The sequence below is a fragment of the Piscinibacter sp. genome (assembly GCF_047600445.1).
GTDB lineage: Bacteria > Pseudomonadota > Gammaproteobacteria > Burkholderiales > Burkholderiaceae_C > Piscinibacter.
In genome coordinates this window covers 814,758-831,101 of record NZ_JASGKT010000001.1, presented here as the reverse complement: position 1 = coordinate 831,101, position 16,344 = coordinate 814,758, and the positions used below count along the sequence as shown (strand labels likewise).

20 protein-coding genes are annotated in these 16,344 nt (G+C 71.4%); 5 read left to right on the top strand and 15 right to left on the bottom strand.

The genetic code is table 11. The annotated features are described in order from the left end of the window. From QM792_RS03920 to QM792_RS03905, 4 genes are all read right to left on the bottom strand, one after another. On the bottom strand, positions 1–785 hold a 785-nt coding region (locus tag QM792_RS03920), incomplete at its 3' end, for a phosphoenolpyruvate-utilizing N-terminal domain-containing protein (RefSeq protein WP_415147879.1). 57 nt (positions 786–842) lie between these two features. After that, a complete protein-coding gene (locus tag QM792_RS03915; RefSeq protein WP_415147878.1) occupies positions 843–1,112 on the bottom strand; it encodes an HPr family phosphocarrier protein in 270 nt (89 codons plus the stop codon). Beyond that, a complete protein-coding gene (locus QM792_RS03910) occupies positions 1,081–1,530 on the bottom strand; it encodes a PTS sugar transporter subunit IIA (RefSeq protein WP_415147877.1) in 450 nt (149 codons plus the stop codon). The genes QM792_RS03915 and QM792_RS03910 overlap by 32 nt, the downstream gene beginning before the upstream one ends. Positions 1,531–1,662: 132 nt before the next feature. Next, positions 1,663–2,178: a hypothetical protein gene (locus QM792_RS03905; RefSeq protein WP_415147876.1), complete on the bottom strand. Its 516-nt coding sequence runs from the start codon at positions 2,176–2,178 to the stop codon at positions 1,663–1,665. 51 nt (positions 2,179–2,229) lie between these two features. On the opposite strand from QM792_RS03905, the gene QM792_RS03900 reads away from it, so the two are divergent. Together QM792_RS03900 and QM792_RS03895 are read left to right on the top strand one after the other, a co-directional pair. After that, complete coding sequence (locus QM792_RS03900; protein WP_415147875.1) at positions 2,230–3,495, top strand: CaiB/BaiF CoA transferase family protein; 1,266 nt, start codon at positions 2,230–2,232, stop codon at positions 3,493–3,495. A 97-nt stretch (positions 3,496–3,592) separates the two neighbouring features. Then, positions 3,593–4,753 (top strand): hypothetical protein, encoded by a 1,161-nt coding sequence (locus tag QM792_RS03895; RefSeq protein WP_415147874.1) that lies wholly within the window; start codon positions 3,593–3,595, stop codon positions 4,751–4,753. A 21-nt stretch (positions 4,754–4,774) separates the two neighbouring features. Here QM792_RS03895 and QM792_RS03890 read toward each other — a convergent pair whose 3' ends face one another. From QM792_RS03890 to QM792_RS03840, 11 genes are read right to left on the bottom strand one after another with little or no spacing between them, the layout of a single operon-like run. Beyond that, positions 4,775–5,464 (bottom strand): DUF4197 domain-containing protein, encoded by a 690-nt coding sequence (locus QM792_RS03890; protein ID WP_415147873.1) that lies wholly within the window; start codon positions 5,462–5,464, stop codon positions 4,775–4,777. A 48-nt stretch (positions 5,465–5,512) separates the two neighbouring features. Next, positions 5,513–6,487, bottom strand: a complete 975-nt coding sequence (locus QM792_RS03885; protein ID WP_415147872.1) for a hypothetical protein — start codon at positions 6,485–6,487, stop codon at positions 5,513–5,515. 5 nt (positions 6,488–6,492) lie between these two features. Beyond that, entirely contained in the window at positions 6,493–7,446 is a 954-nt protein-coding gene (gene lipA / locus QM792_RS03880; protein WP_415147871.1) for a lipoyl synthase, read from the bottom strand. A gap of 7 nt (positions 7,447–7,453) precedes the next feature. Then, on the bottom strand, positions 7,454–8,113 hold the full coding sequence (lipB, locus tag QM792_RS03875; RefSeq protein ID WP_415147870.1) for a lipoyl(octanoyl) transferase LipB: 660 nt from the start codon (positions 8,111–8,113) through the stop codon (positions 7,454–7,456). Between the two features lie 8 nt (positions 8,114–8,121). Beyond that, positions 8,122–8,397 carry a YbeD family protein gene (locus tag QM792_RS03870; protein ID WP_415147869.1) on the bottom strand — a complete coding sequence of 92 codons (276 nt, stop codon included), beginning with the start codon at positions 8,395–8,397 and terminating at the stop codon, positions 8,122–8,124. A gap of 16 nt (positions 8,398–8,413) precedes the next feature. Beyond that, the gene (locus tag QM792_RS03865; protein WP_415147868.1) at positions 8,414–9,301 is read right to left on the bottom strand and encodes an aminotransferase class IV; all 888 of its coding nucleotides are present in this window, start codon (positions 9,299–9,301) and stop codon (positions 8,414–8,416) included. Positions 9,302–9,347: 46 nt separating this feature from the next. Next, the gene (locus QM792_RS03860; protein WP_415147867.1) at positions 9,348–10,514 is read right to left on the bottom strand and encodes a D-alanyl-D-alanine carboxypeptidase family protein; all 1,167 of its coding nucleotides are present in this window, start codon (positions 10,512–10,514) and stop codon (positions 9,348–9,350) included. 19 nt (positions 10,515–10,533) lie between these two features. Then, positions 10,534–11,157 carry an alpha/beta hydrolase gene (locus tag QM792_RS03855; protein WP_415147866.1) on the bottom strand — a complete coding sequence of 208 codons (624 nt, stop codon included), beginning with the start codon at positions 11,155–11,157 and terminating at the stop codon, positions 10,534–10,536. Then, on the bottom strand, positions 11,154–11,480 hold the full coding sequence (locus QM792_RS03850) for a (2Fe-2S) ferredoxin domain-containing protein (protein WP_415147865.1): 327 nt from the start codon (positions 11,478–11,480) through the stop codon (positions 11,154–11,156). Before QM792_RS03850 ends, QM792_RS03855 begins: the two co-directional genes overlap by 4 nt. Positions 11,481–11,524: 44 nt before the next feature. Then, a complete protein-coding gene (locus QM792_RS03845) occupies positions 11,525–12,631 on the bottom strand; it encodes a VanZ family protein (protein WP_415147864.1) in 1,107 nt (368 codons plus the stop codon). 10 nt (positions 12,632–12,641) lie between these two features. Continuing rightward, positions 12,642–13,070: a CopD family protein gene (locus QM792_RS03840; RefSeq protein WP_415147863.1), complete on the bottom strand. Its 429-nt coding sequence runs from the start codon at positions 13,068–13,070 to the stop codon at positions 12,642–12,644. 223 nt (positions 13,071–13,293) lie between these two features. On the opposite strand from QM792_RS03840, the gene hemB reads away from it, so the two are divergent. The 3 genes from hemB to QM792_RS03825 are packed head-to-tail and all read left to right on the top strand — an operon-like array spanning position 13,294 to position 16,315. After that, on the top strand, positions 13,294–14,298 hold the full coding sequence (gene hemB / locus QM792_RS03835) for a porphobilinogen synthase (RefSeq protein ID WP_415147862.1): 1,005 nt from the start codon (positions 13,294–13,296) through the stop codon (positions 14,296–14,298). Positions 14,299–14,318: 20 nt separating this feature from the next. After that, positions 14,319–15,413 (top strand): magnesium transporter CorA family protein, encoded by a 1,095-nt coding sequence (locus QM792_RS03830; RefSeq protein WP_415147861.1) that lies wholly within the window; start codon positions 14,319–14,321, stop codon positions 15,411–15,413. Further along, positions 15,410–16,315 carry a DMT family transporter gene (locus QM792_RS03825; RefSeq protein ID WP_415147860.1) on the top strand — a complete coding sequence of 302 codons (906 nt, stop codon included), beginning with the start codon at positions 15,410–15,412 and terminating at the stop codon, positions 16,313–16,315. Before QM792_RS03830 ends, QM792_RS03825 begins: the two co-directional genes overlap by 4 nt. The last annotated feature ends 29 nt before the right edge of the window (positions 16,316–16,344 follow it).

The following is a 16,344-nucleotide window of genomic DNA, read 5'->3' as shown; positions in this document are numbered from 1 at the left end:
TCGAGCTCGACCTGGCGCTGGCGGAAGCGGTATTCCTCGAGGACGATCGGCGACGGGTTGACGATCACCAGCCCGTTGTCGCCGTCGATGACCACCCAGTCGTCCTGGCGGATGATGCGGCTGGCCTCGCGCGCGCCGACCACCGCCGGGATGTCCATGCTGCGCGCCACGATCGCGGTGTGCGAGGTGCGCCCGCCCACGTCGGTGACGAAGCCGGTGAACACGCCGCCCTTGAAGTGCAGCATGTCGGCCGGCGCGATGTCGCTGGCCACCAGCACCAGCGGGTCCTCGCCGGCGAAGTCGCGCGGCTGCACGGCCGGCGCCGCGGCGAACCCGGCCCGCGGGCCGTGCGCCATCGCGCGCAGCATGCGCTCGACGACCTGCTCCAGGTCGGCCTTGCGCTCGCGCAGGTATTCGTCGTCCATCTCGTCGAACTGGCGCGCCAGCACCTCGAGCTGGGCCGACAGCGCCCACTCGGCGTTGTAGTGGCGCTCGACGATCCACTGCTTGGTCGCGCCGGTCAGCGCTTCGTCGTGCAGCAGCATCAGGTGCACGTCGAGCAGCGCGGACAGCTCGGCCGGCGCCTCGCCGGGCATGTCGCGCTTGAGCAGGCTGAGCTCGCCGGCCACGGCGTCGCGCGCCGCGCGCAGCCGGGCGATCTCCGACTCGACGCGGCTCTCGTCGATGAAATAGTGGGCGACGTCGACACGCGACGACGCCACCAGCACCGCGCGGCCGATGGCCACGCCGCGCGAGACAGGCAGACCGATGATCTGGAAGCTCATGGCGCCATGCTAGCCCGCGCGCCGGGCGCGGCGCCATCCGTAGTTCTTGTAGGTGGGTTACTCGCCTTCGCCGAACTTGTCGGCGATCAACGCGGTCAGGGCGTCCATCGCGGCCTGCTCGTCGGGGCCGGCGGTCTCGATCTCGACCTCGCTGCCCAGCCCGGCGGCCAGCATCATCACGCCCATGATGCTCTTGGCGTTCACGCGCCGGCCGTTGCGCGTCATGAAGACCTCGCTCTTGAAGCCGCCGGCGAGCTTGGTGAGCTTGGCCGAGGCGCGCGCGTGCAGCCCGAGCCTATTGCTGATGGTGACGGTGGTCTTGATCATGGGCGCCGGGTTTGTAGGTCTGGTTCTGCGGCCGCGCGGTGGACACCTGCATGACGCCCTGGGTGGCGCCGGCCATCGCGCGCGCCACCAGCGCGTCCAGCGACTCGTCGGCGTAGCACAGCGAGCGCCACAGCATCGGCACGTTGACGCCGGCCACCACCTTGACCTGCACGCCGTCGGCCAGCTTCTGCGCCACGTTGCAGGGCGTGGCGCCGAACACGTCGGTGAAGATCAGCGCCTCGGGGCGGCGCACGCGCGCCAGCAGCTCCCTGGCCTGCGCTTCGATCTGCTCGGGCGCCATCTCGGGGCCGACATCGAGGGCTTCGAGCCGCGCGCTGCACTCGGGGAAGGCATGGCTGGCCACGGCCTTGAGCGAGGATGCCAGCGGGGCGTGGGCAATGATCAGCAAGCCGGGCATGGGAGGCGGATTATCCGTGGCCGACGCCTTCGTGTCGGCCGGTACCGGCGGGCCGATCCCGCAAAAACCACAGTCCGGACGGCGCGCCGCATGGCTGCACAACGCCGGCGCCGCCCGGCACGCCGACATGCTTCATGCCGGAAAGCGCAGCGCGCCGAAAAAGGCCTGCGCCGCGTCGGCGCCTATGCGCGGCCCGAGCAGCGTGGCCTGGTAGACGCGCAGGCCCTTGCTGAACAGCAGGGTCTGCTGCTGCAGGACGACGCCGTCGCCCTGGCGCGCCTCGAGCCGCAGGCGCAGCGCCTGCGGATTGGGCGTCATGCCCGGCACGGCGGCCGGCTCGGTGGCGCCCGGCGCGGCGCCGAGGTTGCCGGCGGCGCGCTCGCGCAGCTCGCCCAGCGCCGCCGTCACCCGGGCCGGATCGTCGACGTCGAACCAGCCGAGCGCGAACTTGGCGCCGCCGGCGTCGCAGGCCAGCAGTTCCATGCGCACCGGCTGCACCGCGAGCGCCACCTGGCGCGAGTGGCGGTCGGGCTTGCAGGGAAAACCGGCGACGAGGCCGCTGCCCTCGGGCTGGAACTCGCGCCAGTCGAGCGCCGGGGAGCAGGCCGCCAGGGTGAGCACGCAGGCAGGCACGGTCGGGAAGCGCATCGGCGGATTATCCCGGGCGGCCGGGCGGCCTCACGCCGCCACAATGGCCGCATGAACGACACCGCTTCCCCTCCCCAGCCGCTGGCCGGCGTGCGCGTGCTCGACCTGTCGCGCGTGCTGGCCGGCCCGTGGTGCACGCAGACGCTGGGCGACCTGGGCGCCGACGTGATCAAGATCGAGCGCCCGCCGCGCGACGGCGTCGGCGGCGACGACACGCGCGGCTGGGGCCCGCCCTTCCTGCGCGACCGCGACGGCCACGACACCAGCGACGCGGCCTACTACCTGGGCGCCAACCGCAACAAGCGCTCGGTGACGGTCGACATCGCGCGGCCCGAGGGCCAGGCGCTGATCCGCAGGCTGGCCGCCGACAGCGACGTGTTCGTCGAGAACTTCAAGGTCGGCGACATGGCCCGCTACGGGCTGGACAGCGCCGCGCTGCTGGCGCTCAACCCGCGCCTGGTCTACTGCTCGATCACCGGCTTCGGCCAGACCGGCCCCTACCGCGAACGCGCCGGCTACGACTACGCGGTGCAGGGCATGGGCGGCCTGATGAGCGTGACCGGGCCGTCGCGGCGCGAGATCGCCGACGACGCGCCGGGCGGCGGGCCGCAGAAGGTCGGCGTGGCGGTGGCCGACCTGTTCACCGGCATGTACGCGACCACGGCGATCCTGGCGGCGCTGCGCCACCGCGACCTCACCGGCCGCGGTCAGGTGATCGACATGGCGCTGCTCGACACGCAGGTGGCCATGCTCGCCAACCTCGGCGCCAACTACCTCGTCACCGGCGTCGCGCCGCAGCGCCTGGGCAACGCGCACCAGAACATCGTGCCCTACCAGGTGTTCGAGGTGGCCGACGGGCACATGATCCTGGCGGTCGGCAACGACGGCCAGTTCGCCAAGTTCTGCGACATCGCCGGGCGCCCGGAGCTGGCCGCCGACCCGCGCTTCGCCCGCAACGCCGACCGCGTGCGGCACCGCGACGTGCTGGTGCCGCTGCTGGCCGGGCTGATGCGCACGCGCGCCAAGGCCGACTGGCTGGCCGAGCTGGAAGCGGCCAAGGTGCCGTGCGGGCCGATCAACGACCTGGCCGAGGTGTTCGCCGATCCGCAGGTGCGCGAACGCGGCATGGCGGTGGCGCTGCCGCATCCGCTGGCCGAGACGGTGCGGCTGGTCGCCAGCCCGATCAAGCTCTCCGCCACGCCGGTGCAGTACCGGCGCGCGCCGCCGCTGCTGGGCGAACACACCGACGAGGTACTGGCGCAGGCCGGGCTCAGCGGCGACGAGGTGCGGGCGCTGCGGGCCGCCGGCGTGGTGTGATCGTGGTGTGACATTTGCACACCCCCGGGAGCGAGGGAAATCGCGCGACCCCCACTGGTCAGTGCGCTGCCGCGCTGCGACACTGCGGCCCTCGCCCATGGACATGTCCGACATCGACCGCCCCGGCCCGGCCGGCGCCGCGCACTCGCACCCCGCCCCGCCCGCCGAGGACGGCGGCGACGCCGCGCAGCGCTGGCACCGCCTCGTCTCCGAGATCGGCGCCGCCACCGCGACGCAGTTGACCTCGGCGCTGGAGCGCATCCACGCGCTGATCGCCAGCGGCAGGATCGACCGCGCCGGCCTGCGCGCCCTGCGCGACGAGGTCGACGGCGCGCGGCAGGCCGGCATGATCGGCCAGCAGATCGCGCGCTTCGCCTCCGGCCGGCTGCGCCAGTCGCACGAACGGCTGCAACTGGCCGACACGCTCAAGGGCGTGCTGGCACACCGCCACCGCGAGACGCAGTCGCGCGGCATCGTGCTCAAGCCGGCGCTCAAGCCAGCCGAGGTGATCGTCGACGCCTCGCTGCTGTTCAGCCTGCTCAACACCGTGCTCGACTGGGCGCTGGCGCACGCGCAGTCGAACATCGAGTTCGCGATCGACATCAAGTCCTGGCCGCAGAACGCGCGGCTGGTGTGCCGCTTCGCGCACCGCCCGGTCGATCAGGCGGGTGAAGCCGACCGGCCGCCGGAGCCGGCGGCGCTCGAGTCGCTGAACTGGCGGCTGCTCGAGCAGACCGCCTGGACCATGGGCCTGCCACTGGACCGCCACGACGACGCGCTGCACACGACGTTGACGATCGAGTTCCCGCGCACCGCCACCGACGGCATCGAGGGCGTGACCACGCTGGAGATCGACGAGGGCTTCGCCCCGTCGACCAACTCCAAGCCGCTGGCCGGCAGCCACGTGCTGGTGGTGGCCTCGCGGCGCGACCTGCGCGTTCAGATCCGCGACGCGCTGCGCAACATGGGGCTGATCATCGACTTCGTCGGCTCGATCGACGAGGCCGTCGAGTTCTGCCGCGACGGGCTGCCGCACGCGATGATCATCGAGTCGATCCAGCGCGGCGAGAAGTTCGCCGACCTGCGCGAAGAGATCACCAACGAGCTGCCCGACTTCGTCTTCATCGAGATCATCGAGGAAGGCAACACCTTCGAGATGTCGGGCTTCAGCGGCTCGAACGTCGCGCGCGTCGGGCGCGACGTGATCGAAAGCTCGCTGCCGTCGGCGCTGATGTTCGAGCTGTCCAAGGGCCTCTGAGGCCCTCGGGGCCCCGGCCGCTCACTTCAGCGCGCCGAAAACCTTCTTCAGGATCGCGCTGCCGGCGGCGGCCGGGTTCTGGCGGATCTTCTTCTCCTCCTCGCCGATCATCAGGAACAGGCCGTCCAGCGCCTTGCCCGTCACGTACTGCTGCACGTTGGCGTCTTCCTTCTTGACCAGGCCCAGGCTGCTCGCCTTGCCGGCCACGGCGTTGTACTTGGAAGCCAGCGAGACCTTCTCGGTCGCCCGGGTCACGATGGGCAGGAACTTCTCGGCCAGCGGCGAGCGCGTCTTGCCGGCGAAGAAGCGCGTCACCGAATCGTCGCCGCCGCCGATGATCTTGCGCGCGTCGTCCACGCTCATGGACTTCACCGCATTGATCAGCAGCGGCTTGGCTTCGGGCACGGCGGCCTCGGCGGCGCGGTTCATCGCGGTGACCAGTTCGTCGACGCGCCTGCCCTGGCCCATGGTGCGCAGCAGCTTGGCGGCGTCGTCCAGCGCGCCGGGCAGCGGGATGCGCACCTTCGGGTTGCCGAGGAAGCCGTCGCTGCGGCCCAGCAGGCCGACCGCCGAGGTCGCGCCCTTCTCCAGCGCGGCGCGCACGCCGGCGGCGGCGTCGGTTTCGCTCAGGTCGAACGCCCAGGCCAGCGGCGACGCCAGCGCGAGCCCCGGAACGATCAGGATCTTCGAGGTGAACTGCCTACGCTGCATGACGATCTCCGGATGAATGCGTTGCGGGCCGCGATGGCCGTGGGTGGGTCAGCGCCAAAAATACCAGACGAACCAGACCAGCAGCGCGATCAGCACCGCGCGCAGGGGGTTGGTGCCGCCGCCGAGCAGGTCGCTCCAGTCCCACGCCTCGCCGCCGAGGCGGTTCCGGCCGCGCCGCGCGTCGGTTTCGGCCTCCATCTGGGCGACGTAGTCGCGCCGGCGCGGCAGGTCGGCGTCGAGCGCGTCGAGGCGGCGCTTGATCACCTCGGGCGACGGTTTCTCGGCGTGCGCGCGCAGCGCGGGCCCCAGCGTGGCGACGCGCGCGTGCGCGTCGGCGAGGCGGCTGATCGCGAGCGTCGCGCCGCATTGCGCGCAGTCCACCGCCAGCCCCGGCGGCAGCGCCGCGCCGCAGGCGCCGCATTGCAGCGCCTGCTGGCGCGCGGCGTCGCGGTGCACCGCCTGCGGCTCCAGCGCGCCCTCGGGGTCCAGCGCGCGCGCCAGGCGCGCCACGTCGAGCAGGCTGGGCACCGAGCCGCAATAGCCGCAGGTCGCGTCGTCGCGGGCTATCGCCGCGCCGCAGTTGACGCAGTCGATGCGGCCCTGCGTCTGCAGCAGCCGCGCGCGGTCGATGCGCGACATCGGCCGCAGCAGGCCTTTTTCCTGCAGGAACTGCGCGAACGACTGGTAGGCGCCGTGGCCGTTGCGGCATTCGAGGTGCAGCGAGCTGCCCCAGCGCGAGCGGTTGTGCACCGTCTTCAGGGCCGCGCCGCAGCGCGCGCAGCCGGCGCCGGGCTGCAGCGTCAGGTGGGGCAGGCTTTGTGTGCCGGCCATCGCCTCGATCAGCGCCAGCAGCGCCGCGCCCGACAGGCGCGCCGTCTCGGTCAGGTCGAACCAGACCAGGTGGCAGTGGCTGCACAGGTCGACCTCGACCGTGCGGCCGTAGTGCCCCGGCAGCCGCAGCACCTGCATCGGCTCATGGCAGTTGCCGCAGGCGATCGCTGGGTTGGCGCCCGCGGCGGCCATCGTCTTCAGGCCACCACGCCCGCCTGCGCCGCCTGCTTGTCGGCGTGGTAGCTGGAGCGCACCATCGCGCCCACCGCGGCGTGGCTGAAGCCCATCGCCGCGGCCTCGCGCTCGAACATCGCGAAGGTGTCGGGGTGCACGTAGCGGCGCACCGGCAGGTGGTGGCCGCTGGGCGCGAGGTACTGGCCGATGGTCAGCATGTCGATGCCGTGCTCGCGCATCTCGCGCATCACCTGCAGGATCTCCTCGTCGGTCTCGCCCAGGCCGACCATCAGGCCGCTCTTGGTGGGCACGCCGGGCGCGAACTCCTTGAAGCGCTTCAGCAGGTTCAGGCTGAAGGCGTAGTCGGAACCCGGGCGCGCCTCCTTGTACAGGCGCGGCACGGTTTCTAGGTTGTGGTTCATCACGTCGGGCGGCGCGGCCTTCAGGATGTCGAGCGCGCGGTCCAGGCGGCCGCGGAAGTCGGGCGTCAGGATCTCGATGCGCGTTTGCGGCGACAGCTCGCGCACGCGGCGGATGCACTCGACGAAGTGGCCGGCGCCGCCGTCGCGCAGGTCGTCGCGGTCGACGCTGGTGATCACCACGTACTTGAGCTTCAGCGCGGCGATGGTGCGCGCCAGGTTGAGCGGCTCGTCGGCGTCGAGCGGGTCGGGCCGGCCATGGCCGACGTCGCAGAACGGGCAGCGCCGCGTGCACTTGTCGCCCATGATCATGAAGGTGGCCGTGCCGTGGCCGAAGCACTCGCCGATGTTCGGGCAGGAGGCTTCCTCGCACACCGTGTGCAGCTTGTGCTCGCGCAGGATCTGCTTGATCTCGTAGAAGCGCGTGGTCGGCGAGCCCGCCTTGACGCGGATCCAGTCGGGCTTCTTCAGCGTCTCGGCCGGCACGATCTTGATCGGGATGCGCGCGGTCTTGGCCTGCGATTTCTGCTTGACGGTGGCGTCGTAGGGGGTGTCCATGCGCTTGTCAGGGCACGAACTGCGCGGCGAGGCCGTCGCCGAGCAGTCGCGCCGCCGTGTCCCAATCGGTGGAAACGCCGAGTCTAGCCAAGTCGACCGTCGCCAGGCCGGCATAACCGCAAGGGTTGATGCCCTCGAAGGGCGCCAGGTCCATCGCGACGTTCAGCGCCACGCCGTGGTAGGTGCGGTGCTGCGACACCTTGACGCCCAGCGCGGCGATCTTGCCCAGGCCGGCGAAGCTGCGCTGCTCCTCCTCGCTCAGCCGCGCGTGGCCGAAGGGGTCGGCCAGCCGCACGTAGATGCCCGGCGCGCCGCGCACGCGGTGGCCGGTGACGCCATGGCGCTCCAGCGTGCGCAGCACCGCGGTTTCGAGCCGGAAGACGTATTCCTTGACGAAGATGCCGAGCCGGCGCAGGTCGATCAGCGGATAGGCCACCACCTGCCCGGGGCCGTGGTAGGTGACCTGCCCGCCGCGGTTGGTCTGCACCACCGGGATGCCGCGCGCGTCGAGCACGTGCTCGGCCTTGCCGGCCACGCCCTGCGTGTAGACCGGCGCGTGTTCGCACAGCCAGATCTCGTCGGGCGTGGTCTCGTCGCGCGCCTCGGTGAACGCGCGCATCGCCTCGACGGTGGCCGCGTAGTCGACGCGGCCCAGCCGTCGCACCACCGGAGCGTTCAGAGCACCACCTTGACCATCGGATGGGTGGACAGCGTGCGGTACAGCTCGTCGAGCTGCTCGCGGCTGGTGGCGGTGATGGTGATGGTCACGCCCAGGTAGTTGCCGGCGCGGCTGGGGCGGAGCTCGACGCTGCCGGCGACGAAGCCGGGATCGAACTGCCGCGCCACGCTGACCACCGCCTCGGCGAAGCCGTCCGCGTTCGCGCCCATCACCTTGATCGGGAAGCGCGACGGGTACTCGATCAGCGACTGCTCGGGCGGAATGGGGCGCATGGCCGGAGCCGGAAGCTCAGATCGACTGCGCGCGCTTGGCGCGCTGGTAGGCCTCGTAGAGCCGCGCGTACACCGGCCCCGGCTTGCCGCGCAGCGCGCCGTGGCCCACCGGCTGGCCGTCGAGCGTGGTGACGGGCAGCACCTCCTTCGTCGCCGAGCTGAGCAGCAGCTCGTCGGCGGCCAGCAGCTCGCCCTCGGGAATCGGGCGCAGGTTGTAGGCGATGCCTTCCTCCTCGCACAGCTCGCGGATCAGGTCGTAGCGTATGCCTTCGAGCACGTGTTCGCTCTTCGGCGGGCCCAGCACCGCGCCCTCGTGCACCACCCAGACGTTGCTCGCCGAGGCCTCGGTGAGGTAGCCGCCGCGGAACATCACGGTCTCGAGCGCGCCCTTGTCGGCCGACATCTGCCGCGCCAGCACGTTGCCCAGCAGCGAGATGCTCTTGATGTCGGCGCGCTCCCAGCGGAAGTCGCGCGCCGTCACGCAGGCCACGCCGTGGTGGCGCTGCTCGGGCGTGGCCGGCTTCATCGCGCTGACCATCATGAAGACGGTGGGCTCGACGTCCGGCGGCATCACGTGGTCGCGCAGCGCCACGCCGCGCGTCACCTGGATGTAGACCAGTTGCTCCTGCGCGCCGCTCTGCTGCGCCAGCGCGGCCACCAGTTTGCGCGCGCGCGCCAGCCACTCGTCGCTGCCGGCCGGGTTGGCGATGCGCAGCTTGGCCAGGCTGCGGTCCAGCCGCGCGAGGTGCTCGTGCACGCGGAACAGCTTGCCGCCGTACACCGGGATCACCTCGTAGACGCCGTCGCCGAAGATGAAGCCGCGGTCCAGCACCGACACCTTCGCGTCGCGCAGCGGGCTGTATTCGCCGTTGAGGAAGCACAGCGTGTCGGGCAGGGTCTGCATGGGGGCTCCAGTCGAAAGATTCAGCTTACACCGTCGGGCGCGCGGGTCACTTGATCCACAGCCGGATCGCGTCCCAGGCGCGGCCCAGGATGCCGGCCTCGTCGACCGGCTCGAGCACCACCAGCGGCATCTCGGCCACCGGCGCCCCCGCGGCGGTGGCGACCTTCAGCATGCCGACCTTCTGGCCCTTGGCCAGCGGCGCCACCAGCGGGTCGGTGCGCTCGATCTTGGTCACCAGCGTGCCGCCCTCGCCCTTGGGCACGCTGACGAACACGCCGGCGTCGGCGCCGAGCTTCACCTCGTTGGCCTTGCCCTTCCACACCGGCGGCGTCGCCACCGCCTTGCCGGGCTCGAACAGGCGCACGGCGTCCCACGCGGCATAGCCCCAGTTGAGCAGCTTCTGGCTCTCGGTGGCGCGCGCCTCCATCGAGGTGGTGTTCAGCACCACGCTGAGCAGGCGCCGCTTGCCGTTCGGGAACTCGCGCTGCGCGCTGGCGATCAGGCAGTAGCCCGCGGCCTCGGTGAAGCCGGTCTTCATGCCGTCGACCGTCGGGTCGCGCGAGAGCAGCACGTTGCGGTTGTTCTCGTTGCTGGCCGGCGCGCCCTCGTAGCGGTACTTCTTCGTCGAGTAGATCGGGTAGTACTCGGGGAAGTCGCGGATGATGCGCGAGGCGATCACCGCGAGGTCGCGCGCCGTGCTGTGGTGGCCCGGCTCGGTCAGACCGGTGACGTTCTTGAACGAGGTGTTCTTCAGGCCGAAGGCCTGCGCCTGGCGGTTCATCATCTCGACGAAGGCCGGCAGGCTGCCGCCCACGCCCTCGGCCAGCACCACCGAGGCGTCGTTGCCGCTGTTGACGATCATGCCGCGCAGCAGGTCGGCGACCTTGGGGCGGTCGCGCGGCTCGATGAACATCAGCGAGCCGCCGCCCTTGCGCTCGGCCCAGGCGCGCAGCGACACCGGCAGCACCTGGTCTTCGCCGATCTTCTTGTCGCGCAGCGCGCCGAACACGACATACGCCGTCATCAACTTGGTCAGCGAGGCCGGGTCGGCCGGGGCATCGGCGTTGCGCTCGGCCAGCACCTGGTTGCTGGCCATGTCGAGCAGCAGGTAGCTCTTGGCGGCCACCTCGGGCGGCTGCGGCATCTGCGCGTTGGCGACCAACGGAAGCGCGAGGGCCAGCACGGCGGCCAGCCGGGAAATCAGTCTCTTCATCGTGTCGTGGGAAAAGGAATCAGGAGCCCGTGCGCAATTGCTGCACCAGCACGTTCTTGAGCAGCGCGAGCTGCCCGTGGAAAAAATGACCGGTGCCCGGGAACACGGTCACCGGCAGGGCCTGCGGACGCGCCCAGTCGAACGTGGCGGCCAGCGGCACCACGTCGTCGGCCTCGCCGTGGATCACCACCGTGTCGGCCGGCACGGCGGGGAGCTGCTGTTTCTGCGTCGACGGCCCGACCAGCGCCAGGCGCTGCGCCTTCGCGTCGTCGGGCAATCGCGCGGCGGCCTGCGCCGCGACGTAGGCGCCGAACGAAAATCCCGCCAGCAGCAGCGGTTCGTGTTCGCGGCGCAGGGCGGCCAGCACCGCCAGCGCGTCGTCGATCTCGCCGCGGCCCTCGTCCCAGCGGCCCTCGGAGGCGCCGACGCCGCGGAAGTTGAAGCGCACGCTGCGCCAGCCGAGCGCGAGCACCGCGCGCGCCAGCGTCTGCGCCACCTTGTTGTCCATGGTGCCGCCGTGCTGCGGATGCGGATGGCAGATCAGGGCGAGGCCGGCTTCGTCCACCCGCTCGGGCGCGTCGATCGCGCATTCGATCGCGCCGGCCGGGCCGGGCACGAGCTGCCTGACGGTCCTGCTGTTCACCGGCCGACGCTCGGCGGCAGCACGAGGCGCTCGACCACCTCGCCGCGCTTGAGGTGACGCTCGACGATCTCGTCGATGTCGTCGGCATCGACGTAGGTGTACCAGACCGCCTCCGGGTAGACCACCGCCACCGGTCCGCCGGCGCAGCGGTCGAGGCAGCCGGCCTTGTTGACGCGCACGCCGCCCGGCCCGGCCAGGCCTTCGGCCTTGACGCGCGCCTTGCAGCGGTCGAAGCCCTCCTTCGCGCCGTGCAGCGCGCAGGCGTCCTCGCCGTTCTCGCGCTGGTTCAGGCAGAAGAAGATGTGGCGCTGGTAGTAGCTCATGCGCGGATTCTAGGAGGCGGGCCTTCACCCCTGCCCCCTGCCCATCACTCCGGCTCGTGCGCGGCCACTCGCACCAGCAGGTACAGCAGCGCCGCGTAGGGCCACAGCCAGCCCACCCACTGCGCCGCGCCGTGGAAGTGGATGAAGCGGCCCTGCTCCCAGGCCTGCAGGCTCTGGGCGAAGTAAGGGTCGGCCGGCGCGTGCGCCACCAGCGCGACCAGCCCCGACAGCGCCACCAGCCCGACGCCCAGCGCGGCGCGGCGCGGCAGCAGCACGGCCAGCAGCGCCAGCACCGCGCCGAGCGCGAAGCCGGCCTCGGCGTTCGGCGTGCGCCAGGCCAGCGCGTGCGCCGGGCCGAAGTTCAGCGCGGTCGACAAGGTGGTGGCCGCCGCGCCCATCAGCATCGCGCCGGCCAGCAGCGCCAGGCGCCGCCAGCCCGGCCGCGCCACCGCCAGCGCCACCATGCACGGCGCGAGCAGGCCGAGCGCCACCGTGGCCAGCTCCTGCCCGGCGGACAGCGGCTCGGCCGGCGCGGCGCCGAGCCAGGGCGCGAGCGCGTCCAGCACCGGGCTGCCCTGCAGCGCCCATTGCACCCCCTCCTGCAGGCGCGGCAGCACCTGGCCCAGCCCCAGCGGCACCGGCGCCGGGAACAACAGCCCGAGCGGCCACAGCAGCAGCAGCGCCAGGCCGCCGGCGCTGCCGGCGATGAACCAGCGCTCGCGCAGCGACTGCCAGCGGTCGATGCCGCCGGCGCCCAGCACCAGCCAGCCGAGCGCCGCGCCGGCCGCGCTGCCGACACCGTTGAGCGCCAGGTCGATGTTCGACGGCACGCGCCGCGGCAGGAAGTTCTGCAGCATCTCCATCGAGAACGAGAGCAGCGTGCCGGCCAGCAGCGCTGCCAGCAGGCCGCGCGCCGGCGCCTGCCCGGCGCGCAGGCAGGCGACGAAGACCAGCACGCCGAACGGCACGTAGCCGAGCAGGTTGGCGACGATGTCGAAGGCGGTCCAGTAGCGCGGCCAGGGCAGCCAGAGGAACTGCCACGGCGAATGCCCGGGCACGCGCCAGTCGCCGAACGGATAGAGGCTGGCGTAGACGATCAGCGCCGCGTAGAAGCACGCCAGCGGCACGGCGGAGCTGGGCTGGCGGTTCACACCCTCGCCGTCAGAACGGCTTGACCACCACCAGCACGACGATGGCGGCGAACAGCAGCACGGTGACTTCGTTGAAGACGCGGAACCAGCGCTCGCTGCGCCGGTTGGCGAACTGCTCGAAGCGGCGCAGCGAGGCGCCGCACACGTGGTGGTAGCCGAGCACGCCGACCACCAGCAGCAGCTTGGCGTGCAGCCAGTAGTTGCCCGGGCCACGGCCGATGCCGTAGTACAGCCACAGCAGCAGGCCGAGCGCGAGCGCGGGCACCATCAGGATGCCGGAGAAGCGGTACAGCCGGCGCGCCATCAGCAGCAGCCGCTCGCGCTCGGCGTGGCTGTCGGCCGGCACCGAGGCGAGGTTGACGAAGATGCGCGGCAGGTAGAACAGCCCGGCGAACCAGGCCGCGACGAACACGATGTGGAAGGCTTTGACCCAGAGCATCGGACGATTATCGCGAGCTTGGGCACGCGGCCCCGTGAACGAAAAAGCCCCGGCCGAAGCCGGGGCTCGAAAAGCCTTATCGCTGTCATCACGGTAAGGCTCCTGCTCAGGGAGGAAAAGCAGGGAACGACGGCCTTACGGCTATCATTCACTTGTAACTTTAGCAGATGGACCCGGGACTGGCGACCTCGCGCGCAAGCATCCCCGAGCCTCGCAGATGGTCATGCAGACGCCGCCGCCCTACCCCGCCAGCCGCCCGCGACGCCTGCGTCGCGACACCTTCACACGCGAGCTGGTGCGCGAGCATCGGCTGCATGCCAGCGACCTGATCCTGCCGGTGTTCGTGCTGCCGGGCCGCAACCAGGTGCAGGACGTCGCCTCGATGCCCGGCGTGCAGCGCCTGAGCCTCGACCGGCTGCTGCCGGTGGCCGAGGACTGCGTGGCGCTGGGCATCCCGGTGCTGGCGCTGTTCCCGGTGATCGAGCCCTCGCTGAAGACCGAGGACGGCCGCGAGGCGCTCAACCCCGAGGGCCTGGTGCCGACGGTGGTGCGCGAGCTGAAAACGCGCTTTCCCGAACTCGGCGTGATGACCGACGTGGCGCTGGACCCCTTCACCTCGCACGGCCAGGACGGCCTGCTCGACGCCACCGGCTACATCCTCAACGACGAGACGGTGGCGGTGCTGACGCGGCAGGCGCTGGTGCAGGCCGAGGCCGGCGTCGACATCGTCGCGCCCAGCGACATGATGGACGGCAGGATAGGCGCGATCCGCGCCGCGCTCGAGCAGCGCGGCCTGATCCACACGCGCATCATGGCCTACAGCGCCAAGTACGCGAGCGCCTTCTACGGCCCGTTCCGCGACGCGGTGGGCTCGGCCGCCAACCTCGGCAGGAGCAACAAGAAGGTCTACCAGATGGACCCGGGCAACAGCGACGAGGCGCTGCGCGAGGTGGCGCTGGACATCGCCGAGGGCGCCGACATGGTGATGGTCAAGCCCGGCATGCCCTATCTCGACATCGTGCGCCGCGTGAAGGACCGCTTCCGCCTGCCGACCTTCGCCTACCAGGTCAGCGGCGAGTACGCGATGCTCAAGGCCGCCGCCCAGAACGGCTGGCTGGACCACGACGCGGTGATGATGGAGACGCTGCTCGGCTTCAAGCGCGCCGGCGCCGACGGCGTGCTGACCTACTTCGCGCGCGACGCCGCGCGGCTGCTGAAAGCGGCCTGAAGCGCGGCACGGCGCACCGCATGCGCGTCTTCCACGTCAGCGGCGAGCAGTTCAGCGAGCTGGACGCGCTGCCCGATGCGCTGCCGCCGGCCGGCTACCTGTGGATCGGCGCGGCGCGGCGCGAGTTCGAGGTCAACGTGGCGACGCTGCAGGCCCGGCTCGCGCAGTGGACCGGCGGCATGCTGGTCGACCTGCACGTCTCCGACCTGCTGAGCAACCAGTTGCCCTCGCACTTCGACACCACCTCGGGCTACGACCTGCTGGTGTTCAGGCGCCTGGCCGCCGGCGCCGGCACGGCCGGCAGCTTCGTCGACGAAACGCACGGCACGCTCGCCTCGGCGCGCGAGGCGCTCGCGGCGATCGACACCAGCCCGGTCGGCTTCGCGGTGTTCGACCGCGTGCTGCTCACCGTTCACCCGACCGACTGCCAGGTGCTCGACCACTTCGCCACGCGCCTGGCGCAGCAGTCGCAGCCCGGCGAGGCGGCGTTGCGCGCCGTCGTCAGGCTGCCCAGCAGCCCGGCCGACCTGATGCTTCGCATGGTCAACCACATGGTCGACAGCTACCTCGAACTGCGCCGCCTGCTGACGCGCCAGTTCACGCACCTGCAAAGCGAGCTGTTCCGCCCCGGCGGGTTCCGCAACTGGCAACTGCTGCTGGAATCGCGCAACGCGCTGCACATGCTGGAGGACACCTGCGAGGACCAGCGCAGCGCGCTGGCCGAATGGATCGACGCGCTCGAGGAGTGGCCCGACGACCCCGGCGCGAGCCGCGAGCGCGAGCTGCTGCGGCTGCGCTCGCGCGACATCATCGAGCACATCGAGCGCGTGCTGTCGCACGTGCGCCGGCTCGAGTCGGCGGCCGAGACGGCGGTGCAGATGCACTTCGCCGCGCAGAGTCACCGCACCAACAACATCATGCGCACGCTGACCGTGCTGACCGCGATCTTCCTGCCGCTGAACCTGCTGACCGGCTTCTTCGGCATGAACTTCGAGGGCCTGCCGCTGATCCACAGCCCGACCGGCTTCTGGGTCGTCTTCCTGCTGATGCTGGCGCTGGGTGTCGGCCTGAGCGTGTTCTTCTGGCGCAAGAACTACCTGAGCACGCGGCATTGAGCGCGGCGCACTTCAACACCCGCCAGTTGACGCTGCTGGCCGGGCTGACGCTGGTGTGGGGGCTGAACTGGCCGATCATGAAGTTCGGCGTCACGCACTTCGCGCCGCTGAGCTTCCGCGCGCTGTCGATGTGGCTCGGCCTGCCGGTGCTGTGGCTGGCGCTGCGCCGGCTCGGCGTGCCGCTGGCCGTCGCGCGGCGCGAGTGGCGCGAACTGGCCTCGCTGAGCGTCACCAACATGATCGTCTGGCACGTGCTGGCGATCGTGTCGGTGCAGGCGCTGTCGTCGGGGCGCGCCGCGATCCTCGGCTACACGATGCCGGTGTTCTCGGCGCTGTGGGGCATGGCGCTGTTCGGCCAGCGCCTGTCGGGCCGGCAGCTCGCCGGCGTGGCGGCCGCGGCGCTGGGCGTCGCGCTGCTGCTGTGGCACGAACTCGGCCGCATGGCCGGCAAGCCCTGGGCCGCCGGCGGCATGCTGGTGTCGGCCGCGCTGTGGGCGCTCGGCACGCAGCAGTTGCGCCGCACGCGCATCACGGCGCCGACGCTGGCGATCGTGTTCTGGATGACGCTGATCACGACGCTGGTGATGACCGTGCTGTCCGCCGCGCTCGAACACCCGCGCTGGCAGGCCCCGACGCCGGGCGTGTGGGCGGCGATCGTCTTCAACGCGCTGCTGATCTTCGGCTTCGCGCAGCCGGTGTGGCTGTACCTGGCGCGCGCGCTGCCGCCGGTGGCCTCGACGCTGTCGGTGATGCTGATCCCGGTGCTGGGCACGCTGTCGGGCGCGTGGTGGCTGAACGAGCAGTTGCACTGGCAGGACTTCGTCGCCATCGCACTGATGCTGGCGGCGATCGCGTCGGTGCTGCTGCCGGCGCGCGCGGCCGCCAATACCCGTTCGCCCTGAGCTTGTCGAAGGGCCCTGCGGAGCACCTC